Source organism: Kribbella sp. NPDC104218, from assembly GCF_055584105.1.
In genome coordinates this window covers 260,922-284,464 of sequence record NZ_JBVJMQ010000004.1, presented here as the reverse complement: position 1 = coordinate 284,464, position 23,543 = coordinate 260,922, and the positions used below count along the sequence as shown (strand labels likewise).

Below are 23,543 nucleotides of genomic sequence, written 5' to 3'. Positions count from 1 at the left end.
AGTCTGGCAGCACTGGCCTGACATCCCCGTTCTGTCGGTGGGAGATGTGAGGATTCGGACATGGACGAGCGGTGGGCGATTGCGGCGGCGGAGGGCGGCGGAGCCGTTCTCGCGCGTCTGCAACCGGACGGCCAGCCCGCCGGCGAAATCCTGCATGAGCCCGATCTGGCCGCAGCGGTCGGCTCGCGGCCGCAGGTGACGCGCTGGGTATGGCGCTCGTCCGCCGAGATCTACCCGCGGCTGCTGGCGAGCGGAGTCCGGGTGGAGCGTTGCTACGACATCGAGAACACCGAGGGCCTGCTGCTGGGGCATGCGGGTCGGCTGGGCGAGCCACGCTCGCTGGCGGCCGCCTGGGCTCGGCTGACGGGCGGTCCGGTGCCACTTGACCCGCCGCTGCGTGCCGCCGTACCGGGTGAGCAGTCGTCGCTGTTCGAGATCCAGGAGGAGCCTGTCGCGTTCGAAGCGCTCCTGCGCGTGTACGCCGACCAGCTCCGTCGGCATGGCGATGCCGAGCACCCGGAGCGGATGCGGCTGCTCACCGCGTCGGAGTCCTCAGGGATGCTGGTCGCAGCGGAGATGGACCGCGCCGGCCTGCCGTGGAGCGAGACAGTCCATCGGGAGCTGCTGGCCGAGCTGCTCGGTGAGCGTTTTGGTGGCAGTGGCGAGCCGCGTCGGCTGACCGAGCTTGCGGATGAGGTGTCGGCCGCGTTCGGGCACCGGGTCCGGCCTGACCTGCCGGCCGACGTACTCAAGGCCTTCAAGAACGCTGGGTACCAGCTGAAGTCGACCCGCCGCTGGGAGCTGGAGACGCTTGACCATCCCGCTGTCGCGCCGCTGATCGAGTACAAGAAGCTCTACCGCATCTACACCGCCAACGGCTGGAGCTGGCTGCACGACTGGGTCCACGACGGCCGCTTCCGGCCCGGGTTCCTGCCGGGTGGCACGGTGTCCGGCCGCTGGGTCACCAACGGCGGCGGTGGGCTGCAGATACCCAAGGTGATCCGCCGTGCGGTCGTCGCTGACCCCGGCTGGAGCCTGGTGGTCGCGGACGCTTCGCAGCTCGAGCCGCGCATCCTGGCTGCGATCTCGCGGGACCCGGCGCTGATGAAGGTTGCGGGCGACTCCGGCGACCTGTACAAGGCCGTATCGGACGCCGCGTTCGCCGGTAACCGCGACATGGCCAAGCTGGCCGTTCTGGGCGCGATCTACGGCCAGACCTCCGGTGACGGCCTGAAGAACCTGGCCATGCTGCGCAAGCGCTTCCCCCAGGCCGTGGCGTACGTCGACGACGCCGCGCGGGCCGGAGAGGAGGGCCGCCTGGTCCGCACCTGGCTCGGCCGTACCTGTCCGCCGTCCGGCGCCCCGCTCGACGCTGCGACGCTGGAGGGGCCGCCGGTCGACGAGCCCAACCCGGACTCGCGACATGCGCGCGCCCGCGGCCGCTTCACCCGGAACTTCGTCGTCCAGGGCAGTGCGGCCGACTGGGCGCTGCTGATGCTCGCTGCGCTGCGTCAGTCGCTCGCACCGCTCAAGGCCGAGCTTGTCTTCTTCCAGCACGACGAGGTGATCGTGCACTGCCCGACCGAGGAGGCTGAGACGGTGGCGACCGCCATCCAGGCAGCCAGCGATCTGGCCGGCACGCTGACGTTCGGGCCGACGCCGACGCGGTTCGCGTTCACGACGGCGACCGTGCAGAACTACGCCGACGCCAAGTAGTCCGGGAGGCCGTACCGCCGGAAGTCCTGGCATTCGAAGGCGGTCAGCTCTGCGATCAGACCGGCCTCGATCCGGAACACATCCAGCCCGAACGGCCGGTACAGGGTGTCGCCGGGCTCCCGGAGGTAGGCGGCCAGCGTGGGCTGGCGGTTGACGGATGTGATCAGGAAGCGCCAGTCGCCGCGGCAGGCCGGGTCCAGGTTCGGGACCAGGGTCTGCCGCGCTGCGTCGCGTCCCTGGAACCAGAACGGGTACGGCGGCATCGTGATCCGCACATCCGCGTGCATGAGCTCCGTCAGCGCATCTGGGTCGCCCGCGTCCCAGGCGTCGATGTACTTGCGCAGCAGCGCCTGCTCCGCCGCAGTCGACGCCGTGGCGGACCACTCCGCGCGATGCGGCGGCAGCTGCGCACGTAGTACCGGGCGGGCTCGTTGCAGAGCGGAATTGACTGCAGCGACGGTCAGGTCCAGCGTCGCTGCGGTCTCCTTGGCCGACCAACCGAGGACGTCGCGGAAGATCAGGACTGCGCGTTGCCGCGGCGGGAGATGCTGGATCGCCACCAGGAATGCCAGCTCGATCGTTTCGCGGCGGACGGCCTGGGCGTCGGGCTCTTCAGCACGGTCGAGCAGGACGTCGGGGAACGGCTGCAGCCAGGGCAGGTCGTCCCGCGCGGGGAGCGCTGCGGCTGGAAACGACGCTGGCTCGAGCTGGTACGGCAGGACCCGGCGGGGACGGCGTACGTCGTCAATGCACGCGTTTGTCGCGATCCGATAGAGCCAGGCACGCAGGCTCGACCGGCCCGCAAAGTCGGCACGATGTCGCCAGGCCCGCAGAAACGTCTCCTGGACGAGGTCCTCAGCATCGTCGTACGAACCGAGCAGGCGGTAGCAGTGCACGCGCAGCTCGCGGCGGTACGGCTCGAAGTCGAGGTCGGTCACCGGCCGTCCTCCAGTTCGATCGTGCCCGGCATGGGCGCGCGTCCGGCCAGCCGGAACCACTGCACCAGACGGCGCTGCCGCAGGTCGCGCGTGGACACCACTACGTCGTTATGGAAACGCCGGGCGAGCTGTACGCGTCGCATCGCCAGTGCGAGCTCACTGGACCACGGCTCGTCGTCGGTACCGGTGGCGTTGACTGCACGGGTCAGTGCGGACTCAGCCTGCTCGCGGTCCTCAGCAGTCGCGGTCCGAGCGCGGTGCGCGGCGTCGAGCAGGAGCAGCGACGACGCTGGGTCCAGTACGCCGGCTCCGGCGAGCTCAGCGACCAGTGCGGCTCGGCGTACCAGCTCTGTCTCCAGCGTGGCACGGGCGAGCTCGACACGGTGGTGGAGACGATCCAGGCGTCCTGCCGTCCAGCTCGCGTAGCCGCCGAACAACAGCAGCAGCACACCCGCCGACAGCAGTAACCAGGAGACCTTCACGACAACATTGGATCACCCCTTACGAAGCGCTGACGGTCCGGCCGAACCAGGTGGTCACCCACTCCGGCGCGATTAGCGTCAGGAGCATGGCTGATATCGGTGTGCTCGGTGGTTCCGGTTTCTACTCGTTCCTGGCGGACGCGCGGCCCGTCGAGGTGGAAACGCCGTTCGGACCGCCCAGCGAGCCGCCCGTCGTCGGCTCCCTCGCCGGACGCGAGGTGGCCTTCATCCCGCGGCACGGCGCAGACCATCGCTTCCCGCCGCACCGCGTCAACTACCGCGCCAACCTGTGGGCGCTGCGTGCGCTCGGCGTCCGCCAGGTCCTCGCACCATGCGCGGTCGGCTCGCTCCAGCCCGAGCTGGTTCCCGGTACCTTCCTCGTCCCCGACCAGTACGTCGACCGCACCTGGGGACGCCCGCAGACCGTGTACGACGACGTCGCCGTCCACACCACCGCCGCCGACCCCTACTGCCCCACCGGCCGGGACGCGGTCATTGCCACCGGCAACGTCGTCCCCACCGGCACTCTGGTCGTCATCAACGGCCCGCGCTTCTCCACCCGCGCCGAATCGCAGTGGCACGCCGCCCAGGGCTGGTCCGTCGTCGGCATGACCGGCGCCCCCGAAGCCGCACTCGCCCGCGAACTCGCGCTCTGCTACACCTCCATCGCCCTCGTCACCGACCATGACGCCGGCACCACCCCCGGCCAAGGCGTGACTGCCGACGAAGTCTTCAAAGTCTTCGCCCAGTCCCTCACCCGTCTCCGCACTCTCCTGAGCCAGGTAGTCGCGACCCTTCCCACGACGCCCGACTGCCCCTGCCGGCAGGCCCTCGACAACACCCCGGCCGCCGCCTCGGAGTCCGGTCGGCTGCTGGCGGAGGTCTCACGGTGAGGGTGTTGCTGACGGGTGGGGCCGGGTTCATCGGGCAGCACGTCCGCGCTCAGCTGGTTGCCGAAGGCCACGAAGTACTGACATTCGACAACTTCCGCCCCGACGTGCACGGCAGCCGCCCCGAGCCCAGCGACGACGTGATCGTGGGCGACATTCGCGACGCGGAGAACGTCCGGAGAGCGCTCCCCGGCGTCGACACGGTGATCCACCTGGCCGCCAAGGTCGGCCTCGGCGTCAACCTCGACGACATCGACGACTACGTCTCCACCAACAGCCTCGGCACCGCCGTCCTGCTCCGCGAGCTGGCCCATGCCGGCGTCCGCAACCTGGTCTACGCCAGCTCGATGGTCGTCTACGGCGAGGGCCGATACGACTGTGACCGGCACGGCCAGGTCGCACCCGGCCCGCGCCGCCCGGAGGACCTCGACGCCGGCCGTTTCGAACCCCCGTGCCCGATCTGCGCCGCCCCGCTCCGCCCAGGTCTGGTCGCAGAGAGCGCTCCCCCTGATCCCCGCAACACCTACGCCGCCACCAAGCTCAACGGCGAACACCTGACCGCGACCTGGGCCCGCGAAACCGGCAGCCGCGTCACCGCCCTCCGCTTCCACAACGTCTACGGCCCCGGCATGCCCCGCAACACCCCGTACGCCGGCGTCGCCGCCATCTTCCGCTCAGCCCTCGAACGCGGCGAAGCGCCCAAGGTCTACGAGGACGGTCGCCAGCGCCGCGACTTCATCCACGTCGCCGATATCGCCACCGCCGTCACCACAGCTGCCGCCGTCCTCCCCGACCAACCACCCATCACGACCTACAACGTCGGCTCCGACACCGTTCACACCATCGCAGATCTGGCCACCGAACTCGCGAAAGCGCTCTCCGGCCCCTCTCCCCTCATCACCGGCCAATACCGCCTCGGCGACGTCCGCCACATCACCGCCACCTCGGCCAAACTCCGCAGCGCCCTCCCCTGGGCCCCCACCCACACCCTCACAACCGGAGTCCCCACCCTCCTCACTCCCGCTCAGAACCCGGTTGGCGCCCGCAGCGTGTAAGCAGCTTCGAGTGCATCGACCTCGGACGGCGTGAGCGTCAGATCGACTGCCGCAGCGGCGTCCAGCAGTTGGTCCGGTCGAGTGGCCCCGACGACAGGCGCGGTGACGACGGGGTGTCGGAGAACCCAAGAGAGCGCGATCTGCGCCATCGGGACACCGCGCTCGACCGCGACCCGCTCGACGGCGTCCGCAACCGCCTGGCCGGCGTCCCCGAAGATCCGCTCCGCGACCGGATCGTCGCCCGACCGCGTGGTCGCCGTACCCCACGGCCGCGCCAGCCGGCCCTTCGCCAACGGGCTCCACGGGATCGACCCGACTCCCTGATCCGCCAGCAGGCCGAACATCTCCTGCTCGTCGGCCCGCTGCATGAGGCTGTACTGGTTCTGCATCGCGACGAACTTCGTCCACCCGTGCCGCTCGGCGACGTACTGCAGCTTCGAGAACTGCCAGGCCCACATCGACGATGCGCCGAGGTACCGCGCTTTCCCCGCCTTGATCACGTCGTGGAGCGCTTCCATCGTCTCTTCCACGGGCGTCTCCGGGTCGAAGCGATGGATCTGGTACAGGTCGACGTAGTCCGCACCGAGCCGCGTCAGCGACGCGTCGATCTGCTCGAGAATCGCCTTCCGGGACAGACCGGATCCGCCCGGCCCCGCATGCATCGGCCGATTGACCTTCGTGGCGAGGACGACGTCCTCGCGCCGGCTGTACCGCCGGAGAGCGCGTCCCACGATCTCCTCCGACGTTCCGCCGCCGTACACGTTGGCCGTGTCCCAGAAGGTGATCCCGAGGTCGAGCGCCTGCCGGAAGACCGGCCCCGCGGCCTCGTCGTCCAGGGCCCATCGGTAGGCCCCGCGGGCGGTGTCGCCGAAGCTCATACATCCGAGGGCGATCCGGCTGACCTTCAGTCCGGAGTCGCCGAGCCTGCGGTATTCCATCGCTGCTCTCCTCTGCGTCGTCGTGACCGCCAGCCAACGCCGATCCGGGCTCGCCCGGGAGTACCTGCCGTTCCGGGTAATGCCAGTACCTCCTCGCGAACCGGCGCCTGACATACCGTGGCCGGATGGACAACCGAGCTGAGGTCCGCAAGTTCCTCGTCTCGCGGCGGGCCCGGATCCGGCCCGAGCAGGCCGGGCTCCCGGCGTACGGCGGGAATCGTCGCGTCCAGGGTCTGCGGCGCGAGGAGGTCGCGATGCTCGCCGGGATGAGCATCGACTACTACGTCCGCCTGGAGCGCGGCAATCTGGCCGGCGCCTCCGATCTCGTCCTCGAAGGACTCGCGCGGGCGCTGCAACTCGACGACGCCGAGCGGACTCATCTGTTCGCGCTCGCTCGCACCGCCGGTCCCCGCGGGAAGCGCAGACCCGCCCCGGCGACGGTGCCCGCCAGCGTGCAGCTGGTTCTGGACGCGATCTCCGACGCCCCCGCCTGGGTACGCAACGCGCGGCACGATCTGCTGGCAACCAACCGGTTGGCTCGCGCTCTCTACGCACCGCTGCTCGCCGATCCGCGCCGCCCGGCCAACAACGCGCGGTTCGTCTACCTCGACCCGGCCGCGCGGGACTTCTTCCAGAACTGGGAGCGCACGGCGGACGACATCGCCGCGATGCTGCGCTCCGAGGCCGGCCGCAATCCGCAGGATCAGAAACTGATCGAGCTGATCGGCGAGCTCTCCACCCGGAGCGAGGACTTCCGCGCCCGCTGGGCCGCGCACGACGTCCGCTTCCATCGCACCGGCATCAAGTACTTGCGCCACCCGGTCGTCGGCAACCTCGACCTGACCTTCGAGGCGATGGAGTTCCCCGCGCACCCCGGGCTGACCCTGCTGCTCTACACCGCTCCCGCCGGCACGCCTACGGCCGACGGCCTCGCCCTGCTCGCGACCTGGGCAGCGACCGCCGTCCGTCCTGAGTGACCGAGCTATTTGCCAGCAGCAACTAGTTCGATCTTGGCGAGTTGCTCGAGGGCGTGTGCGGTGGACTGCGGATCGGCGGGCAGCAACGGCAGCCGGACGTCGGCGGTGGGGATGCGGCCTTGGGCTGCAAGCACGGCCTTGGTGACGACGGGGTTGGGCTCGGCGAAGAGGGCTTGAGCGAGCGGGGCCAGCTGCCCGCCCAGCTCCCGGGCTCGGGTCACCGCGCCTTGCCGCCAGGCGGCGATCAGGTCGGCGTACGCGCGGGTCGCCACGTGGGCACTGGCGAGGATCCCGCCGCTCGCGCCGAGGGCGAGCATCGGACCGGCGTACAGGTCGTCGCCGACCAGGACGCTGGTGCCGTCGGGGCGGCGGCTCATGAATTCGACGGTGTCGGCATCGATCCCGCCGACGGCGTGCTTGAAGCCGGCGACGTTGGGAAGCTCTGCCAGGCGGACGAGCGTTTCTGCGCTCAGCGTTCGGCCGGTTCGGTAGGGGATGTTGTAGATGATGAGCGGGACCGGGCTGGCGGCGGCGAGGCGGCGGAAGTGCTCGATGACGCCGTCCTCGGACGGCCGGGTGTAGTAGGGCACGACGACCAAAGCTGCGCTGACGCCGTCCTTGAGCTCCGCGAGCGCTTCGACCGATTCCGCGGTCGAGTTCGAGCCGGCGCCGACGATGAGTGGGGCGTTGCGGTCTGCGCAGACGCGCTTGCAGATGTCGAGGACGCGGCGGCGTTCGTCGGCGGTCAGGGTGGCCGGTTCGCCAGTTGTGCCGAGGGCGACGATGCCGGTCGCGCCGTCGGCGAGAACGGCGTCAGAGAGCGCTTCCAGCGCGTCTCCGGCCAGGACGCCGGTTGCGGTGAGCGGGGTGATCAGCGGAACGAAGAGCCCGGTGAATGCCATGCCCCGACGATCGCGTGGATCCAACGTCAAATCCAGTTCGCATTTCCATCGCCGAGCGTAAGCTCACCTTATGCTCGACGTCCGCAAGCTCCGCCTGCTGCGCGAACTCGCCCACCGCGGCACGATCGCCGCCGTCGCCGAGGCGCTCAACTACACCCCATCCGCGGTCTCCCAGCAGCTCACGGCCCTCGAACGCGAGAGCGGCGTCCCCCTCCTCGAACGCACCGGCCGCCGCGTCACCCTCACCCCGGCCGCCCACGGCCTCGTCGAGCGCACCGAGTCGATCCTCGCCCTGCTCCACGCCGCGGCCGCCGACCTCGAGAACGCGTCGAGAGCGCTCTCCGGCGTTCTCCGGCTCGGCGCGTTCCCGACCGCCGTCCCGACCCTGATCACCCCCGCACTAGTTGCCCTCAGCACCCAACACCCGGCCCTCTCCCTCACCGTCCTCGAACTCGACCCCGCCGCCGTCCCCGACGCCCTCCGCACCGAAGCCGTCGACCTCGCCCTCCTCCAGCACTACGACCACCTCCCCCGAACCCACCACCCCGCCCTCCAAACCGACCCCCTCTACACCGATCCCGTCCACCTAGCCACCCCCACAACCAGGCAACCCCAACCCCCCTCCGCCACCCCACCCCCCACCGCCACACCCCGACCCCTCCCTCCTGCGACCCCACACCCCGCCGTCCCCGCGCCTCCACACCTCGCCGTCCCGGCGCCTCCACACCTCGCCGTCCCTGCGCCTCCCCATCGACCCCCCGCCGTCCCGGACTCCTACCCCGCGACCGACGCGAGCACCGCTCCCGTTGACCTCCCGCGACCCCACGCCGACACCGGCGTCCGAGCCATAGCCGACCTAGCCGACTGGCCGTGGATCGCAGGAACGCCAGGAACCCTCTGCCACACGCTGACCGTGCGAGCCTGCGAAGCAGCCGGCTTCACCCCGCTGATCCGCCACCACGCCGACGACTTCGGCGCCGTCCTCGCCCTGGTCGCCGCCGGCCAAGGCGCAGCATTCGTCCCCGACCTGGCAATCACCACCCCACCCCCAGGCGTAACCCTCACCCCACTCCCCATCCAGCGCCGCACCTACCTCGCCTACCGCCGCGGCACCCGCAACCACCCCGCCATCGCCGCCGCCCGAGCAGCCCTCCACACCGCAGCCCACCCAGCCAACAGCCCACCAACCTAACCCCGTCCCCACGCCCCCAACCGCCCCTCAACCAACCGCCGTCAGATGCTCAAGTCCTGCACGACGGACACGTTCGCGGGGGTCTGCACCTGGGACGCCGAGGGCACTCGGCCACGTCTGATGGGCACGCGACGCGGCAGGCCGAACGCCTAAGACAGGGCGCACGAGGGTATGGCGCGGGCGTGCTGAAGCGTTCGCTGTGAGCACGCGTCCCCGGACGCTCGGCGACCGGCATGGGCACACTCGAAGAGCTTGCTGGGAGGCCGGAGCGGCGTCAGGCACGCACGAAGACTTCGCTCGGAGCGCCTCGCCCACGGCAGGCTCGAAGGGTTGGTTGGGACACTTGCCGAGCGTGCGGTCGGGCTTGGAGGGTTGTGGGGTGCGTGGGGGTGGGTTAGGTGGTGGGGGTGGGGACTGGGGGTAGGTCGATTTGGAAGGTGCAGCCGCCGGCGATGTTGGTTACGCCGATTTGGCCGTCGTGGGATTCGACGACGCCGCGGGCGATGGCTAGGCCCAGGCCGCCGCCGGAGGAGGTGAGGGGTTCGGCGGAGGCGGCTGCTGGGGTTCGTTGTTCGTCGCCGCGCCAGCCGATGTCGAAGACGCGGTCGAGGTCGTCGGGCGGGATGCCGCCGCAGCCGTCGGTGACGGCGAGGCGGACGCGGCCGTCGGGCTCGCGGTCGACTAGCAGGGTGACGGTGCCGCCGGGGGTGGTGTGCCGGATCGCGTTGCCGACCAGGTTCGTGACGGCGCGGGTCAGCTCGTCGGGATCGCCCTGGACGGCGAGCCGGTCGTCGCCGTCCGGCGTCGACAACGCCAGCTCGACGCCGGATGCTCGCGCATGCTCGGTGTTCTCGCCCGCGACGTCCTCTGCCAGCTCGCGCAGACTCACTGCAGAGCGCTTTCTCGGCAACTCCGCCGCCGAGAGCCGCGACAGTTCAAACAGGTCGTCGACGAGCCCCGTCATCCGATCGACGGTCGATCGCATCTGCCGCAGCGCACCCGGTACGTCGGTGATCACGCCGTCCTCGAGCCCTTCGGCGACGGCCCGGAGCCCGGCGAGCGGCGTCCGCAGATCGTGGGACATGAACGCGACCAGCTCCCGCCGGCTCGCCTCGAGAGCGCGCTCTCTCGCGTGAGACGCAGCCAGTTTCTGCCGGGTCATCTCCAGCTCGTCCGTCAGCGCCGCCAGCTCTGCGGGTACGGCGCCCGTCGCGGCGGCTGACGGCTCGTACGTCGTCCCGAGCCGGCGCAAGCGCAGTCCGACGTCACGGGAGCTCGCGCTCACCCAGTGCCCGAGCAATACAGACATGCCGAGGCCGAGCAACGCCGCGAAGGCGAGCGTCCAGAGCACGACCCAGGAGTCGTGCTCGGAGATGAACATCGCCCGGACGCTCTGCAGGACCGCGGCCAGCGCGGCCGCCATCGGCGCCAGTGCGGCGACGATGATCGTGACCCGCAGCGACCGGCGGCGGAACCGCCAGAGGATCGCGCCGCCGATCACCGCGACGACCAGCGTCCACAGGGTTGTCAGCGCGAGGATCGTGACGGTTGCTCGGTTCATCCCGCTTCACCGGCGAACCGGTATCCCGTCCGCGGGACGGTCAGCACGAGTCGCGGGTCCGACGGGTCGGCCTCGATCTTCTCCCGCAGCCGGCGGACGTGCACGGTGACGGTCGACGAGTCGCCGAAGTCCCAGCCCCAGACGCGGCGCAGCAGTTCGGCCTTGGTGTAGGCCTTGCCCGCGTGCGACACCAGGTAGGCGAGCAGATCGAACTCGCGGTGCGTCAGAGAGAGCTCTCTCCCGTCCAGGAACGCGATCCGCGCCGCGGTGTCGACCGTCACCGGGCCGGCGGTCAGCTTGGTCGGCGTCAGATCGAGCCCGGCCAGCCGCTCCTCGCGGCGCAGCATCGCCTGCACCCGCAGCGTCAGCTCCCGCGGGCTGAACGGCTTCACGACATAGTCGTCAGCCCCGACCTCGAGCCCGACCAGCCGATCCTCCTCCTCGCCCCGCGCGGACAACATGATCACCGCGGCCCCGTCGTCCGCCGCGCGCATCCGGCGCAGCACCTCCAGACCGGACATCCCCGGCAGCATCACGTCCAGGATCACCACCGACGGCTTCCACTGCTGCCACACCTCGACCGCGGCCACCCCGTCCGCAACCACCCGAGCGTCGTACCCGGCCTTGGTCAAATACGCCGAGACCACATTCGACACGGTCGGATCGTCGTCCACCACCAGCACACGAGTAGCCACAGCCAGAGCCTAGATCTTCCATCCCCGCACACCCTCACCAAACCCCGCACCCGCACGACTCCGTAAGCAACCCGTAGCCCCACCAGAGAGCGCTCCCCCGCTCTCTCTCACGACCCGCCTGCTCGCTTGCCCCTTCGCCTGCTCGCAACCGTGAACCGCCCGAGAGAGCGCTCACCGTAAGGGACTCGTAGGCGTTCGAAGGGCCTATACGGCGGCGGATTTCTTTACGGTCGAGGGGTGGCTGTTGATCTGGTTCTGCCCTGTCTCAACGAGGCTGCGGCGCTGCCCTGGGTGCTCGGGCGGCTCCCCGCCGGAGTTCGCGCGATCGTGGTCGACAACGGGTCGACTGACGGCTCGGCGGAGCTCGCCGCGCGGCTCGGCGCGACCGTCGTCCATTGCCCGGTACGCGGGTACGGCGCCGCCTGTCACGCGGGCCTGGAGGCTGCAGACGCGGACGTCGTGGCGTTCATGGACGCCGACGCGTCACTCGACCCACGACAGCTTGTCCGCGTCACCGCCCCCGTGCTGGCCGGTAACGCGGATCTGATGGTCGGACGTCGGAGAGCGGTCTCTCGGCGCGTCTGGCCGTGGCACCTCCGCCTGGCGAACGCCGAGCTGTCCCGGCGGATCAGGCACCGAACCGGCGTCCTGCTGCGCGATCTCGGGCCGATGCGCGCGGCTCGGCGTACGGCGTTACTGGGCCTGAACCTGGCGGACCGTCGCTCGGGCTACCCGCTGGAGACCGTCGTCCGGGCCGCGGACGCCGGGTGGCGGATCGCCGAGGTGGACGTCGATTACCTGCCGCGGTCGGGCCGGTCGAAGGTGACCGGAACGCCGCTCGGCGCAGCGCGAGCCGTGGTCGACATGTCGAAGGTGCTGAAGCGATGACGGCCGGCACGTTGATCGTGATCGCCAAGGAACCGCTCCCCGGACGGGTCAAGACGCGACTGCAGAGCGAGTTCACGGCTGCGGAGGCGGCCGCGTTGGCGCGCGCGTCGTTGGTCGACACGCTGACGACTGTGGCGTCGGCGTCCGCGAGCCGTCGCGTGGTCGTGCTGGACGGCGAGCCGGGGGCCTGGCTGCCGACTGGGTTCGAGGTCGTCGCGCAGCGCGGGGCTGGGCTGGACGAGAGGCTGGCGTTCGCTTTCGCGGACGTTTTCGACGGGACGCCGATGCTGCTGGTCGGGATGGATACGCCGCAACTGCCGGCCGCGTTGCTCGGGTTCCACTGGCCCGGGTACGACGCCGTCCTCGGGCTGACCGAGGACGGCGGGTACTGGTGCCTCGGACTGCGGGAACCGGATCGGCGGGCGTTGCTCGGCGTCCCGATGTCGACGTCGCATACAGGACGCGATCAGCTGCGGCGCCTACTGGATCTCGGACTGCGGGTGCTGTTGCTGCCGACGTTGCGGGACATGGACACGCCGGAGGACGCGGCGGCGATCGCTGCGGAATATCCCGGACTGCGGATGTCGCGGTTGTTCCGGCGACTGCAGCACTCGGCGCATCCTGGGTTGTTGTTCGAACGGGCGTTGGACGGCGCCGCGCGGGTCGTTGCTACTGGCATCGATGGGCGGACTGTGTCGTCGCTGTCCGAGCTGGAGCGGTGGCGATCGCCGGCCGACGAGGTCGATCGGCTCGCGTTGAGTCGTTGTGAGGGGCCGGTGCTGGACATCGGCTGCGGGCCGGGGCGCATCGTCACAGCCCTTGCTGAGCAAGGGATTCCGGCGCTCGGAGTCGACGTTTCGCCGCAGGCGGTTTCGTTGACGACGTCGCGTGGGGCGGCGGCGCTGCGGCGTCCGGTCCAGGATCGGCTGCCGGGCGAGGGGCGGTGGGGCAGCGTCGTCCTGATGGACGGCAACATCGGGATCGGCGGCGATCCTGCCGACCTGCTCCGCCGCTGCGCCGAACTGGTCCGCCCGAACGGGCTCGTGCTCGTCGAAGTCGACCCCGACGACGACCTCGACGACCCCACTCCCCTCATCCTCCGCACCACCTCCGGCCGCCGCTCCACCCCCCTCCCCTGGGCCCGCGTAGGCACCCACGCCCTCCTCCGGCACGCCCGCAGCACCCACCTCCACCCCACCGAAGACTGGCGCACTCCCCACCGAGCCTTCCTAACCCTCCGCCGCACCGCATGACCACCCCCGCCAACAACCACCCCCCAACCAACCAACACAAACCCCCACCACCCCAGCCAGTACGACCCCCGAGCCCAGCCGCCGGCGGTCCTGAGGCTGGTGTGGCGGCCAGGGCGCAACGGCCTGGGATTGGGGGCGTGGAGGCCGGAGCGGAACGGGCTCGACGCCGGGTCGTCAGCGAGCTCGGGACCAGCGCCGCCCGCCTGATGGCCAAGGCCCGACAGGCCCGCAGCCGAACCACCCGCGAGCCTGGGATTGGTCTTGCGGAGGTGGCGGTCAGGCGGGACAGGTTCGGCGCCAGGCCGCTGATCGGCCTGGGAATGGGGGTGCGGGGGTGATGGTCGGGGCGGGGCGGGTTCGGCGCCGGGTCGGCAGCGGGCTTCGGACCGGCGTCGCCGGCCTGGTCGCCAAGGCACGACAGGCCCGGAGCTGGGCCGTTGGCGAAGTTGGAAACGGGACCGCAGGGGGTGCGGTCGGGGCGGGGCGGGTTCGGCGCCAAGTCGGCGGCGGGCTGCGGGCCGGCATCGCCAGTCTGGCGGCCAGGGCACGAGAGGCCCGGAGCCGGGACGGTGGGAGGCCCGGGAGCGAGGTCGCAGGGGTAGTTGGGGCGGGGCGGGGTCAGGGCCGAGGGTGCGACGGCGGCGGGCACGGGAGCGAGGTTGCGGGGGTGATTGGGGCAGGGCGGGGTGTCGGCGGTGGTGGGGGCGTGGGGGTGGGGAAGGGGCGGGTTTGGGGGTGGGGGGTTGGTGGGGTTGGGGGTTCGGGGGTGGTGGTTTGGGCGGTTGGGGTGGGGTGGTGGCCGAATTTGGTGCTTGTGGTGGGGGTGTTGGGGGTTGGGGTGGGGGTTTGGCGGTTGGGGCGGGGGGTGGGGGTTTTGGGGGTGGTGGTGGTTGCTGCGGCTTGTCAGGTGCCGGGGGTGCTGCGGGCGCCGATCACTAGTACGGACGCTTATCGGTATGTGTGGGACGGGCGGGTGCAGGTGGCGGGGCATTCGCCGTACGGGCATGTGCCGTTGGACGACGCGTTGGCTCGGTTGCGGGATCCGGTGCTGTTTCCGGGGTTGTCGGCGACAGAGAGATCGGGAGAGAGCGCTCCCCCGCGGATCTCCGGGGATCCGGCGGCGGTCGCGGCGGCGTCGGCGGATGATCCGCGGACGAGGATCAACCGACCACGCGTGCCGACGATCTATCCGCCGGTGGCGCAGGCGTACTTCGCGTTCGTGGCCGCGGTGACGCCGTGGTCAGCCGGGACGCTGGGGTTGCAGATCGCCGCGGCTCTGCTCGCGGTTGCACTCACCTGGTTACTTGCGGTGAACGTGGCCGACAAACGCTGGGCGGCGTTGTGGGGTTGGTCACCGATCGTGGTGCTCGAGGCCGGCAACGCTGCTCATGTCGACGTGCTCGGCGCGTTCCTGATCACTGCCGCGGTGCTGATCGCGGCTCGGCGGCCGAGGCTGGCGGGAGTGCTGCTCGGCGCGGCCGCGAGCGTGAAGCTGCTCCCGTTGCTACTGATCCCCGCGTTCCGCGTCCGGCAGTCAGCTGTTGCCTTGGGCACCTTTATCGCGAGCTACGTGCCGTACCTGGCGGCGTCCGGCGTCCTGGTGGTCGGGTTCCTGCCCGGGTACCTGACGCAGGAAGGGTTCTCCGACGGCAGCTCCCGATCGGCGATTCTTGCGCTGTTGCTGCCTCCTGAGGCACGGCAGGTGGTGGCCGTGATCCTTGCGGGAGCGCTCTCCGTGCTCGCGTTCCGGCGCCGCGACCGCGAGCCGCTCGCCGTCACGTGCTGCTGGCTGTACGGCGCCGCCCTGCTGATCGCGACACCGACGTACCCCTGGTACGGCCTGCCGTTGATCGCGCTCGTCGCGCTGGCTCGGCGTCCCGAATGGATGGCGGTGCCGCTGGCGGCGTACCTGGCGTACGCGAGCTTCGGGCACGAGACCCGGCAGGGGCTGATCTACCTGACTGCGGCTGTCATCGTTGTCACCGTGACTACAGTGCGTCACTGTCCGCAGACTGTTCAGCAGTTTGACGCGACAACCACTACCCGCCAACACTGAGCAACGTGACCAAACGCATCGCCATCGCGACCTCGGCCGACTGGCCCGAGCTGCTCCCGGAAGAGCGGCCACTGGTGGAGGCGTTCGAGGCCGCCGGCCTCGACGCGATCCCCACGGTATGGACGGACCCGTCGGTCGACTGGTCCGCGTACGACGCGGTCCTGATCCGCTCGGTCTGGGACTACTACAAGCGGCACGTCGAGTTCACCGAGTGGCTCGGGCTGCTGGATAAGTCCGGCGTACCGGTGCTGAACGAGACCGACCTCATCCGCTGGAACAGCGACAAGCGCTACCTGCTCGAGTTGCGGGAGCGGGGCGTCGCGATCGTGCCGTCGCAGGTCGCGGCCGGCGCGTGCCTGCGCGAGGTGGTCGCCGGGCTCGACGGTCAGCAGATCGTGATCAAGCCGACCGTGAGCGGGGCCGCGTACAACACCGTCCGCGGGGTTGCCGGGTCGGCCGAGCTCAGCGACGCGATGACCGAGCTGCCGGACGCCGTGTACCTGGTGCAGCCGTTCCTGCCGGAGATCCAGACCGACGGCGAGTGGTCGTTGCTGTACTTCGGCGGCGCGTTCAGCCATGCGGTGGTCAAGCGTCCGGTGGCTGGTGACTACCGGGTGCAGCCGATGTTCGGCGGGGTGGCGACGCTGGAGGAGCCGGCGCCCGCGATCCTGGAGAGCGCCGAGAGAGCGCTCACCGCCGCGGGATCGCCGACCACCTACGCACGCGTGGACGGCGTCGTCGTCAACGGCCGGTTCCTGCTCATGGAGCTCGAACTCATCGAGCCCTACCTCTTCTTCCCCGAACACCCTCCGGCCGCTGCCCACCTCGCCACAACCGTCGCCGCCCAGCTCTAGCTGTCAGCTGGCGGCTGATTCGGGGTGGCCTCGGCGGCGGCCTTCGAGGAGGGTTTGGCCGGCGGCGGTGCCGGTGTACTTGGTGCGGCGGGCCCAGGCGTGGCATTCGGCGAGGACGGGGCACTGGGTGAGGCAGAGCTCGCGGGCTTTGCGCTGCTCGAAGCGGGTCGCGCTCTCGTCGAAGGCGCCGGCCTGGCCTGCGCAGGCGGCGCGGTCCATCCAGCGGTCGGCGGGATCCACGATCACGGTCAGTGTCGGCCTCATGGGAAAACGGTAAGTGTCGGGGAGCGCTCTCTCGGGTGCGTCTCGGAATATGGTCGTTAGTACATCGACTTAGTAGACATTTAGAGTCGGCACATGCCTGCTCTCGCGGAGATCCAGGCGGCCGCGGAGCAGTTGCGCGGGCGCATCCACCGCACTCCCCTGCTCACCTCGGCGGCGCTCGACGAGCAGTTCGCCGGTGCCGGCGGAGTGCTGGTTCTGAAGGCGGAGCTGTTCCAGAAGACAGGCAGCTTCAAGGTCCGCGGTCTGCTGACGAAGCTGTTGCGGCTGACGGACGACGAGCGCCGGCGCGGCGTCGTGACGGTGTCCGCGGGGAACGCGGCCGGTGCGCTCGCCTGGGCCGCGCGGGACGCGGGCATCCCGGCGACCGTGGTGATGGCGAAGACCGCCGTACCGGCGAAGATCGACGCGGCGCGGGCCTACGGAGCGACCGTCGAGCTGGTCGAGGGCGATTTGCTGGCGGCGTACGACGAGATCCGTACAGAGCGCTCTCTCACCGGGGTGCACCCGTTCGACGACGAGGACGTGATCACCGGCCACGGGAGCCTCGGCCTCGAACTGCTCGAGGACCGCCCGGAGATCGACACCGTGCTCGTCCCGGTCGGCGGTGGCGGGCTCATCTCGGGTGTCGCCCTGGCCGTGAAGCTGCTCAAGCCGGCGGTCCGCGTGATCGGCATCGAGCCGGAGCAGGCGGACGTCGTCAGCCGCAGCCTCGCCGCCGGGGAGCCGCAGCGTCTGCCTACTGCCCGCTCGATCGCCGACGGTCTCGCCGCACCGATCTGCGGCACCCGCAACTTCCCACTGATCCAGCAGTACGTCGATGACGTCGTACGGGTCTCCGAGGACGCACTGCTACAGGCCACCCGGCTCGTGATGTCCCGCACCAAGCTGGCGCTCGAGCCGGCCGCAGCGGCGCCGTTCGCAGCCTTGCTCGAGGGCAGCGCTCGCGTCGCCGGGGTTACCGCCGCCGTGGTCAGCGGCGGCAACCTGGACGTCGGCAAGCTCGCCCTCTGATCAGACTGTCGCCAGCTCCCGCGACCGTACGCCGGACGCGACCCCGTCACTCGGATCGTCGACGACATCGCCCTGCCGGACCGGGTCCTTCTCCGGTAGCAGGATGTCGCGGGCGACGACCAGCATCAGCCACAGCGTGCCTGCCATCCGCAGGATGACCGAGAGCCAGTAGATGCGATCCGGAACGTCCGGATTGCCTGGTGCGAGGAACTGGGCCAGATGCATCCACACGAGCATCCAGTAGAAGCATTCACAGGCCTGCCAGATCAGCCAGTCCCGCAGCCGCGGCCGGGCCAGTGCGACCAGCGGCAGCAGCCAGAGCACGTACTGCGGTGAGTACACCTTGTTGATCAGCAGGAACGCCGCGACCACCAGGAACGCGAGTTGAGCGAAGCGGGGCGGTCTGGGCGCCATCAGGCCGAGGATCGCGATCGACAGGCACAGGCCCGCGAAGATCACGATGTTCAGCTGGTTGACGTCGGCAACCTCATGCTTGGCCAGCTTCAGCACGTACCAGATCGAGCCGTAGTCGCTCTCCCGCTCGTCGTTGAACGTCCAGAACGACATCCACTCGTTCTTGGCGAGCAGATAGATCGGAGCGTTCACCAGACCCCAGGCGACCACCGCACCGATCACTGCCTGGACGAACGGCCACAGCTTGCGGCCGCGCAGGCAAATGATCAGCAGCGGCCCCAGCAACAGGAACGGGTAGAACTTGGCCGCAGTGCCGAGCCCGAGCAGGACGCCGAACCAGATCGGCTTCCCGCGGGACCAGGCGAACATGGCCCCCGCTGTCAGCGCGACAGCGAACAGGTCCCAGTTGATCGTGGACGTCACTGCCAGCACTGGTGCGGCAGCGACGTACAGGGCATCCAGTGGCTGCCCTCGCGCCGCGCCGGGACGGGTTTCGACACCGCGTGCGGTCGCGACGGTGAGGCCGACTATGACTAGCGCGCAGAGGAACAGCAGTGCGATGTTCACGACGAAGAAGACGCCGGCGGTGTCCCGCTTCTGCTCCTCGGTGAGGTCCTTCTTCGGGTCGCCGGTGAACAGCCAGGTGATCTGCGCTGCCGCCTCCATGAACCCGCCGGTGAGCACCGGGTACTCCAGCACCGGGTAGTTGCCGGTGTCCAGGAACGGGCGGTTGCCCTCGGCGAAACCGCGCTCCTGGTAGAGAAAGCCGATGTCGGAGTAGCAGAGCGCCTTGAAGGGCCGCCAGTTCTGCCGGTCCCAGCCGACGTCCATACAGGGCGCCTTCTGGAGGACGCCGAGGCCGAAGGTGATGGTGCACACCGCGAGCGCGATCCGCAGCGGCGTCCACCAGGACGAGCTGAGGCGGGAGAACCGCCCGGAGCGCCCACCGAGGCCCACGGTCAGCCCTGCCACGGCCGGATCCGCCTCTGACGGCGACAGCCGGTCGTGCGCACGCTGGCTTCCTGGTTCGGTCACGGTGCGCATCATCCCCTATCGGCTCGCGTTGCGACCAGGGCAGGTTACCCACCCGCACCCCGTCGACCTATCACCCCCACGCCGAAGCCTGTGCAGTCAGCAGGCCCGCAGTGCGTACCGGCTCCTCCCACCAGTGCAAATGCCCGGCGCCGCCGAACAGCTCGGGGCACTGCATGGCGGCACCCGTCCAGCTAGCTCTCTGCAGGCTCCTCTGGCGGCAGTGCTTGCTGACGCCGACGCCGGCGCCAGCGCGCTAAGGCTCTGCCGATCAGCAGGAGGGCCGCTGACGCGAGTAGTAGGCCCAGGGCGGCGGCGGCGATGAGTAGGCCGTCTGAGAGGCCGCGGGGGACGTAGGTGCAGGAGACATTGCGGGCCTTGGCGTCTACTGGCACGGAGATCATGCCGGACAGCGTTCCTGGCGGCGTAGCGGCGGCGCCGTCGACCGAGCACTCCCAACCGGCGGTGTTGATCGTGCTGATCACCAGCGTCCGCGCTGTGCCCGGTTCGAAGTCCGCAGTGACGTCGTGACCGCCGACGTCGATCGAGGCGGGCTTGTTCTTTCGCAGCTCGTCGACGGCGGTCTTCAGTCGGTTGTTGTCGAGACAGCCGATCGCACGCTCCGGCAGCCGCGTCGGACCGGACACCCGGAGCTCGACGGTGACCGAGCCGTTCGTCTGGGTCTTGCCAACCCAGGTCATCGGCGCACCGGTGTAGATCCCCGGCCGCTTCACCCCCGGCTTCAAGATCTGCCGCCAGCCGTCGCCACTGACCAGCGCGCCACCGACGAACTCAGGCGCCCACAGGTACACATCGGTGCCCGGTGCGCAGGTAGTAGTCAGTTTCAGATCGACCGTGGCGCCCTCCGTCAGCGGCCGCATCGAGAAGGCCTCGTTGCGCCGCGCGGCCGTAGCGCCCTTTCCGGACTCCAGCTCCGTCTCAGGGACCGTATAGACGTCGGCACCGAGTGCGGTCTCCTGGACGCCGAACGCACCCGGGTCCGTCGACACCCAAGGGGTGCCCGGGCGCAGCGTGACCAGCGGGCCGACGTCGCGCCGGACCAGCTCGAACATCCCCGGCGGCTGCTCCTGCACGCGGGCGCCGACTGCGAACACCGAGTCGACCACAGGGTTCTTCGGGTCGATCGGAGCGCGGCCGTACGAGCTGTAGCCGAAGCCCAGCTCGATCAGCGCCTTCGAGAGGGTGTCCTGGATCGTGCTCGTGTAGTACTCCGCGCCCTGACCGCCCATTAGCATCGGGTCGTTCACGGTCGTGTACTGGCTCGGAGAGACCCGGATGTTCGGCCAGTCGCGCGCAGTCTCCATCAGCGCGGCGATCCGGTCCTGCTTGGCGCCCCACGGGCCGTACTCGTGCATGAACTTGGCCCGGGCCTCGTCGATCGCAGCCGTCGACAGCGTCGCCTCGACCAGCACTGCGCCGATCAGCAGGACCGCTGCGGTTCGGCGTACCCAGGCGAACATGCCAGGACGCCACCGGGTCAGCAGAAACGCCAGCAAAGCCACACCGGCGACAACCGGCACCACCTCGCGCGTGGTCGGCGTCAGCGTCGGCAGATCCTGCACCTTGTAGAAGAGGCCGCCAACCAGTAGCAGCGGCACCACAACGGCCAGGAAGTTCCGTACGCCGGCCGCGACCGACATCCAGCCGACGACGACCAGCATCCCGGCGATGACGAACGCCTGCCGGAAGGGGCTGCCGTTCGGTGAGTCGAAGCCGTGCCACACCTCGTGCGGGAACGGCAGCTGCATGCTCCAGAGCGTCAGCCCGACGAACGCCGTCCAGACCAGCCGCTCCCACCGCGACACCGCACGGTTGAAGGGGAAGCTCAGAGCGAGCAGCAGCATCACTGTGCCGATGGCAAGACCAGGCGACGACCCGACACCCTCAGACCCCGGCAGCAGCCGCGAGAGGAAGTCGTACCAGTCGAGTGGCTTGAAAACCTCGTCCGGACTCGGTGTGGCCGTTTTGACCAGCTCGTACGTCGGCAGCAGCAGCGGAGCCGCCAGCGCGATACCCACGGCTACTGCGACCAGGCACTGGACCCCGCCGCCGATGCGCCGCAGGAACGACCCACCGGCCGGGTCGGAGAGCACTCGCGCCAGTACGACGATGGCCGCGCCGATGGTCGCCATGTAGACCGTGTAGAAGTGCGACGTCCACAACAGCGCAACGACCAGCGGAGCCACGACGAACGCTGTGACGGACCGTTTGCGCCAGATCCACTCGCACACCAGGCAGATGGTCGGGAACGCGATCAGACCGTTCAGCCACTCGGTCATGTAGGCCGCATCGTCGATCGCCCACCCGCAGGTCGCGTACGACACCCCTGCGACCACAGCCAGCCAGACAGGGCCGGACGGGCGCAGCAACCGCAGGTAGCCCGTCATCGCCGCCGCAGCGACCGCTATGGCGGTGGTGGCGATGGCGAACAGCGCCAGGTCGATCTTGTCCCGGGGAAACAGCAGCACGATCCAGGACAGGCTGGACCCCAGGTAGGCCATGAAGTCGCCGATGAACGGGACGCCGTAGCCGCTGGACCAGTTCAGCACGAAATCGCCGGGCGCCTGGCCGGTGAGCAGGTCGCGCAGGTAGGCGTGCATCGGCACGAACTGCTGACCCAGGTCGTTGGTGTTTCGCGGAAGCGGTCCGAACGGGTAGGTTCCGCGAATGATCCCGCTGACGATGAACGTCGCCGCCGCGGCCAGCGCCGCCGCGGGGACCGGAAGCCAGAACCGGAGCCGGGCGGACGCCTTCCGGACCCGGCGCGAATCGGCACTCACTGCGGTCGCCACGTTGCGCTACGCTCCCCCGGACTCGGCGTACTCGTGGCGCGGTGCGGGCGGCCAGTATTCGGAGCGTAACAGAGGGTCAGCTCAACCGTTGATGATCGATGTACCCTGATGCTCTCGCGCGCTGAGGAGGAAGTCTGATGGAGGAGCTCGGGGCGACTGAGACCGCCGAACACTGGGACCGTCGCCATCGTCAGCTGGGCGCGCTGCGCTCGGGCGGTGACGCGGGGTACGACGAGGCGAGTAACGAGATCTTCTACGCGATGCGGCTGGGCCGGCTGATCGACATCGTCGGCGACCGGACCGAGCAGGCCGCGCCGCTGCGCATCCTGGACGCCGGCTGCGGCAAGGGCTACTTCGCGCACGCGATGGCCAGGTTCGGACATGCCGTCGACGGCATCGACCTCAGTGAGCACGCCGTCGAGCTGTGCCGGCAGAACGCCTCCGGCAACAGCAGCTTCCAGGTGTCGCCGCTGGCGCAGTGGCAGCCGCCGTACCTGTACGACGTCGTGTACAGCATCGATGTCCTCTTCCACATCATGGACGATGCGCTGTGGGAGGCATCGGTTACGAATTTGGCGACGCTGGTTCGTCTTGGCGGACAGCTCCTGGTGGTGGACCATCAGTCTGAAGTGGACCGCACGTGGTCCTACTACCAGCGGACGCGGGCGCTGCACCGTTACCAGAGTCTGCTGGAGCCGTTGGGAATGCAGGTGGACCGCTTCGTGCCGTACGGCTTCCGGGGCGCTCCGACCGGTTTTCTCGTTCTGGAAAGGGTGGCCTGAATGAGGCTCAACGAACTCGTCCGCGCGCTGCTCCCCGAAGGCGGGACGGTCGTCGACCGCACCGCGTCGGAGCACGCCTGGCCGCCGCTGATGAAGGTCATCGACGCCAAGCCGCCGACACCGGCCGACGACCAGCTGACCGCGGTCACCGTCGACGCCGACGGTCTCGGCGAGCTGCCGACCGTGCTGGCCGACGCCGCGCCCGGTGAGGGCCTGCTGGTCCTGCTGCCGTGGCCCGCGCACCAGCTGCCGGTCGGCCCGGTCGTCCAGGCGCTGGTCTCGACCGGGATGCAGGCCGTCGAGGCGCATCCGCTGACCGACACCGCGTGGGGCGTCGCCGTGGTCTGCCGCCGGGTCAACGACGAGATCGAGGAGATTCACGCCTACCTCGACCCCCAGCGCTCCCCCGGCCCGCTGAGCGGCCGGGCGCTGCTTCGGCTGGTCGACGAGCACATCGTCGAGGGCCTCGTCTGGCGGACGCAGGAGTTGCGCCAGAAGGACACCAAGCGGACGCTGGACGCCGCCTCGGCCGCTCGGGACGCGATGGCCGCCGAGCGCGACGCCATGCGCCAGGAGCGGGACGACGCCGTCGCGGCGACCGCCAAGGCGCAGGCGGCGGCCGACGTCCGGTACGCCGAGCTGGAGCAGCGGCTGGCCGACGCCACGGCCCATGCCCGCAAACTCGACGAACGACTGCGCGGCATCCTCAGCTCCCCCTCGTACAAGGCCGCGAGTTCCGCGGTCCGGTTGGCCCGCCAGCCGCGGCGCCTGCTCGGCAAGCGCGACAGCTGACATCACAGAGGCCGGTC

At 70.0% G+C, this 23,543-nt stretch carries 21 protein-coding genes; 12 read left to right on the top strand and 9 right to left on the bottom strand.

Going from position 1 to position 23,543, the window contains the following annotated elements:
* The first annotated feature begins 60 nt into the window (after positions 1–60).
* Positions 61–1,716 (top strand): bifunctional 3'-5' exonuclease/DNA polymerase, encoded by a 1,656-nt coding sequence (locus ACZ6ZD_RS32345; protein WP_465677804.1) that lies wholly within the window; start codon positions 61–63, stop codon positions 1,714–1,716.
* Here the strand turns inward: ACZ6ZD_RS32345 and ACZ6ZD_RS32340 are convergent.
* Together ACZ6ZD_RS32340 and ACZ6ZD_RS32335 are read right to left on the bottom strand one after the other, a co-directional pair.
* The gene (locus tag ACZ6ZD_RS32340; protein ID WP_465677802.1) at positions 1,698–2,654 is read right to left on the bottom strand and encodes an RNA polymerase subunit sigma-70; all 957 of its coding nucleotides are present in this window, start codon (positions 2,652–2,654) and stop codon (positions 1,698–1,700) included. The genes ACZ6ZD_RS32345 and ACZ6ZD_RS32340 overlap by 19 nt on opposite strands.
* On the bottom strand, positions 2,651–3,136 hold the full coding sequence (locus ACZ6ZD_RS32335) for a hypothetical protein (RefSeq protein WP_465677800.1): 486 nt from the start codon (positions 3,134–3,136) through the stop codon (positions 2,651–2,653). The genes ACZ6ZD_RS32340 and ACZ6ZD_RS32335 overlap by 4 nt, the downstream gene beginning before the upstream one ends.
* Positions 3,137–3,222: 86 nt before the next feature.
* Between ACZ6ZD_RS32335 and ACZ6ZD_RS32330 the strand changes: the two genes are divergently transcribed.
* Both ACZ6ZD_RS32330 and ACZ6ZD_RS32325 read left to right on the top strand, forming a co-directional pair.
* The gene (locus ACZ6ZD_RS32330) at positions 3,223–4,029 is read left to right on the top strand and encodes an S-methyl-5'-thioadenosine phosphorylase (RefSeq protein WP_465677798.1); all 807 of its coding nucleotides are present in this window, start codon (positions 3,223–3,225) and stop codon (positions 4,027–4,029) included.
* The gene (locus ACZ6ZD_RS32325) at positions 4,026–5,081 is read left to right on the top strand and encodes an NAD-dependent epimerase/dehydratase family protein (protein ID WP_465677796.1); all 1,056 of its coding nucleotides are present in this window, start codon (positions 4,026–4,028) and stop codon (positions 5,079–5,081) included. Before ACZ6ZD_RS32330 ends, ACZ6ZD_RS32325 begins: the two co-directional genes overlap by 4 nt.
* On the opposite strand, the gene ACZ6ZD_RS32320 is transcribed toward ACZ6ZD_RS32325, so the two are convergent.
* Positions 5,051–6,019 carry an aldo/keto reductase gene (locus ACZ6ZD_RS32320; RefSeq protein ID WP_465677794.1) on the bottom strand — a complete coding sequence of 323 codons (969 nt, stop codon included), beginning with the start codon at positions 6,017–6,019 and terminating at the stop codon, positions 5,051–5,053. The two genes, ACZ6ZD_RS32325 and ACZ6ZD_RS32320, sit on opposite strands and share 31 nt — an antisense overlap.
* Positions 6,020–6,144: 125 nt before the next feature.
* Between ACZ6ZD_RS32320 and ACZ6ZD_RS32315 the strand changes: the two genes are divergently transcribed.
* A complete protein-coding gene (locus ACZ6ZD_RS32315; RefSeq protein ID WP_465677792.1) occupies positions 6,145–6,996 on the top strand; it encodes a helix-turn-helix domain-containing protein in 852 nt (283 codons plus the stop codon).
* Positions 6,997–7,001: 5 nt separating this feature from the next.
* Here the strand turns inward: ACZ6ZD_RS32315 and dapA are convergent, their stop codons facing one another.
* Positions 7,002–7,898, bottom strand: coding sequence for a 4-hydroxy-tetrahydrodipicolinate synthase (gene dapA, locus ACZ6ZD_RS32310; RefSeq protein WP_465677790.1), 897 nt, complete (start codon positions 7,896–7,898; stop codon positions 7,002–7,004).
* 70 nt (positions 7,899–7,968) lie between these two features.
* Here dapA and ACZ6ZD_RS32305 point away from each other — a divergent pair, with 70 nt between their 5' ends.
* Complete coding sequence (locus ACZ6ZD_RS32305) at positions 7,969–9,090, top strand: LysR family transcriptional regulator (RefSeq protein WP_465677789.1); 1,122 nt, start codon at positions 7,969–7,971, stop codon at positions 9,088–9,090.
* 394 nt (positions 9,091–9,484) lie between these two features.
* On the opposite strand, the gene ACZ6ZD_RS32300 is transcribed toward ACZ6ZD_RS32305, so the two are convergent.
* Together ACZ6ZD_RS32300 and ACZ6ZD_RS32295 are read right to left on the bottom strand one after the other, a co-directional pair.
* Entirely contained in the window at positions 9,485–10,651 is a 1,167-nt protein-coding gene (locus ACZ6ZD_RS32300; RefSeq protein ID WP_465677787.1) for a sensor histidine kinase, read from the bottom strand.
* The gene (locus ACZ6ZD_RS32295) at positions 10,648–11,346 is read right to left on the bottom strand and encodes a response regulator transcription factor (RefSeq protein ID WP_465677785.1); all 699 of its coding nucleotides are present in this window, start codon (positions 11,344–11,346) and stop codon (positions 10,648–10,650) included. The genes ACZ6ZD_RS32300 and ACZ6ZD_RS32295 overlap by 4 nt, the downstream gene beginning before the upstream one ends.
* Before the next feature lie 237 nt (positions 11,347–11,583).
* Between ACZ6ZD_RS32295 and ACZ6ZD_RS32290 the strand changes: the two genes are divergently transcribed.
* From ACZ6ZD_RS32290 to ACZ6ZD_RS32275, 4 genes are all read left to right on the top strand, one after another.
* Positions 11,584–12,234, top strand: coding sequence for a glycosyltransferase family 2 protein (locus tag ACZ6ZD_RS32290; protein WP_465677783.1), 651 nt, complete (start codon positions 11,584–11,586; stop codon positions 12,232–12,234).
* Positions 12,231–13,487 carry a DUF2064 domain-containing protein gene (locus ACZ6ZD_RS32285; protein WP_465677781.1) on the top strand — a complete coding sequence of 419 codons (1,257 nt, stop codon included), beginning with the start codon at positions 12,231–12,233 and terminating at the stop codon, positions 13,485–13,487. The genes ACZ6ZD_RS32290 and ACZ6ZD_RS32285 overlap by 4 nt, the downstream gene beginning before the upstream one ends.
* Positions 13,488–14,367: 880 nt before the next feature.
* The gene (locus tag ACZ6ZD_RS32280; protein ID WP_465677779.1) at positions 14,368–15,543 is read left to right on the top strand and encodes a glycosyltransferase 87 family protein; all 1,176 of its coding nucleotides are present in this window, start codon (positions 14,368–14,370) and stop codon (positions 15,541–15,543) included.
* Between the two features lie 5 nt (positions 15,544–15,548).
* A complete protein-coding gene (locus ACZ6ZD_RS32275) occupies positions 15,549–16,397 on the top strand; it encodes an ATP-grasp domain-containing protein (protein ID WP_465677777.1) in 849 nt (282 codons plus the stop codon).
* A gap of 3 nt (positions 16,398–16,400) precedes the next feature.
* On the opposite strand, the gene ACZ6ZD_RS32270 is transcribed toward ACZ6ZD_RS32275, so the two are convergent.
* Positions 16,401–16,661, bottom strand: a complete 261-nt coding sequence (locus ACZ6ZD_RS32270) for a WhiB family transcriptional regulator (RefSeq protein WP_465677775.1) — start codon at positions 16,659–16,661, stop codon at positions 16,401–16,403.
* A gap of 93 nt (positions 16,662–16,754) precedes the next feature.
* Between ACZ6ZD_RS32270 and ACZ6ZD_RS32265 the strand changes: the two genes are divergently transcribed.
* Positions 16,755–17,693 carry a threonine/serine dehydratase gene (locus tag ACZ6ZD_RS32265; RefSeq protein ID WP_465677773.1) on the top strand — a complete coding sequence of 313 codons (939 nt, stop codon included), beginning with the start codon at positions 16,755–16,757 and terminating at the stop codon, positions 17,691–17,693.
* On the opposite strand, the gene ACZ6ZD_RS32260 is transcribed toward ACZ6ZD_RS32265, so the two are convergent.
* Both ACZ6ZD_RS32260 and ACZ6ZD_RS32255 read right to left on the bottom strand, forming a co-directional pair.
* Positions 17,694–19,151 (bottom strand): glycosyltransferase family 87 protein, encoded by a 1,458-nt coding sequence (locus ACZ6ZD_RS32260; RefSeq protein WP_465678184.1) that lies wholly within the window; start codon positions 19,149–19,151, stop codon positions 17,694–17,696.
* A 182-nt stretch (positions 19,152–19,333) separates the two neighbouring features.
* Entirely contained in the window at positions 19,334–21,940 is a 2,607-nt protein-coding gene (locus ACZ6ZD_RS32255) for a YfhO family protein (protein ID WP_465677771.1), read from the bottom strand.
* 149 nt (positions 21,941–22,089) lie between these two features.
* Here ACZ6ZD_RS32255 and ACZ6ZD_RS32250 point away from each other — a divergent pair, with 149 nt between their 5' ends.
* Together ACZ6ZD_RS32250 and ACZ6ZD_RS32245 are read left to right on the top strand one after the other, a co-directional pair.
* On the top strand, positions 22,090–22,734 hold the full coding sequence (locus ACZ6ZD_RS32250) for a class I SAM-dependent methyltransferase (RefSeq protein ID WP_465677769.1): 645 nt from the start codon (positions 22,090–22,092) through the stop codon (positions 22,732–22,734).
* Positions 22,735–23,526, top strand: coding sequence for a hypothetical protein (locus ACZ6ZD_RS32245; RefSeq protein ID WP_465677767.1), 792 nt, complete (start codon positions 22,735–22,737; stop codon positions 23,524–23,526). It abuts the gene before it with no gap.
* The last annotated feature ends 17 nt before the right edge of the window (positions 23,527–23,543 follow it).

Bases quoted from the DNA above. Each gene is read 5' to 3' on its own strand.
- ACZ6ZD_RS32345 (WP_465677804.1), top strand. From the start codon at position 61: ATGGACGAGCGGTGGGCGATTGCGGCGGCGGAGGGCGGCGGAGCCGTT.
- ACZ6ZD_RS32330 (WP_465677798.1), top strand. From the start codon at position 3,223: ATGGCTGATATCGGTGTGCTCGGTGGTTCCGGTTTCTACTCGTTCCTG.
- ACZ6ZD_RS32320 (WP_465677794.1), bottom strand. From the start codon at position 6,019: ATGGAATACCGCAGGCTCGGCGACTCCGGACTGAAGGTCAGCCGGATC.
- ACZ6ZD_RS32315 (WP_465677792.1), top strand. From the start codon at position 6,145: ATGGACAACCGAGCTGAGGTCCGCAAGTTCCTCGTCTCGCGGCGGGCC.
- dapA (WP_465677790.1), bottom strand. From the start codon at position 7,898: ATGGCATTCACCGGGCTCTTCGTTCCGCTGATCACCCCGCTCACCGCA.
- ACZ6ZD_RS32305 (WP_465677789.1), top strand. From the start codon at position 7,969: ATGCTCGACGTCCGCAAGCTCCGCCTGCTGCGCGAACTCGCCCACCGC.
- ACZ6ZD_RS32300 (WP_465677787.1), bottom strand. From the start codon at position 10,651: ATGAACCGAGCAACCGTCACGATCCTCGCGCTGACAACCCTGTGGACG.
- ACZ6ZD_RS32285 (WP_465677781.1), top strand. From the start codon at position 12,231: ATGACGGCCGGCACGTTGATCGTGATCGCCAAGGAACCGCTCCCCGGA.
- ACZ6ZD_RS32270 (WP_465677775.1), bottom strand. From the start codon at position 16,661: ATGAGGCCGACACTGACCGTGATCGTGGATCCCGCCGACCGCTGGATG.
- ACZ6ZD_RS32265 (WP_465677773.1), top strand. From the start codon at position 16,755: ATGCCTGCTCTCGCGGAGATCCAGGCGGCCGCGGAGCAGTTGCGCGGG.
- ACZ6ZD_RS32260 (WP_465678184.1), bottom strand. From the start codon at position 19,151: ATGCGCACCGTGACCGAACCAGGAAGCCAGCGTGCGCACGACCGGCTG.
- ACZ6ZD_RS32250 (WP_465677769.1), top strand. From the start codon at position 22,090: ATGGAGGAGCTCGGGGCGACTGAGACCGCCGAACACTGGGACCGTCGC.
- ACZ6ZD_RS32245 (WP_465677767.1), top strand. From the start codon at position 22,735: ATGAGGCTCAACGAACTCGTCCGCGCGCTGCTCCCCGAAGGCGGGACG.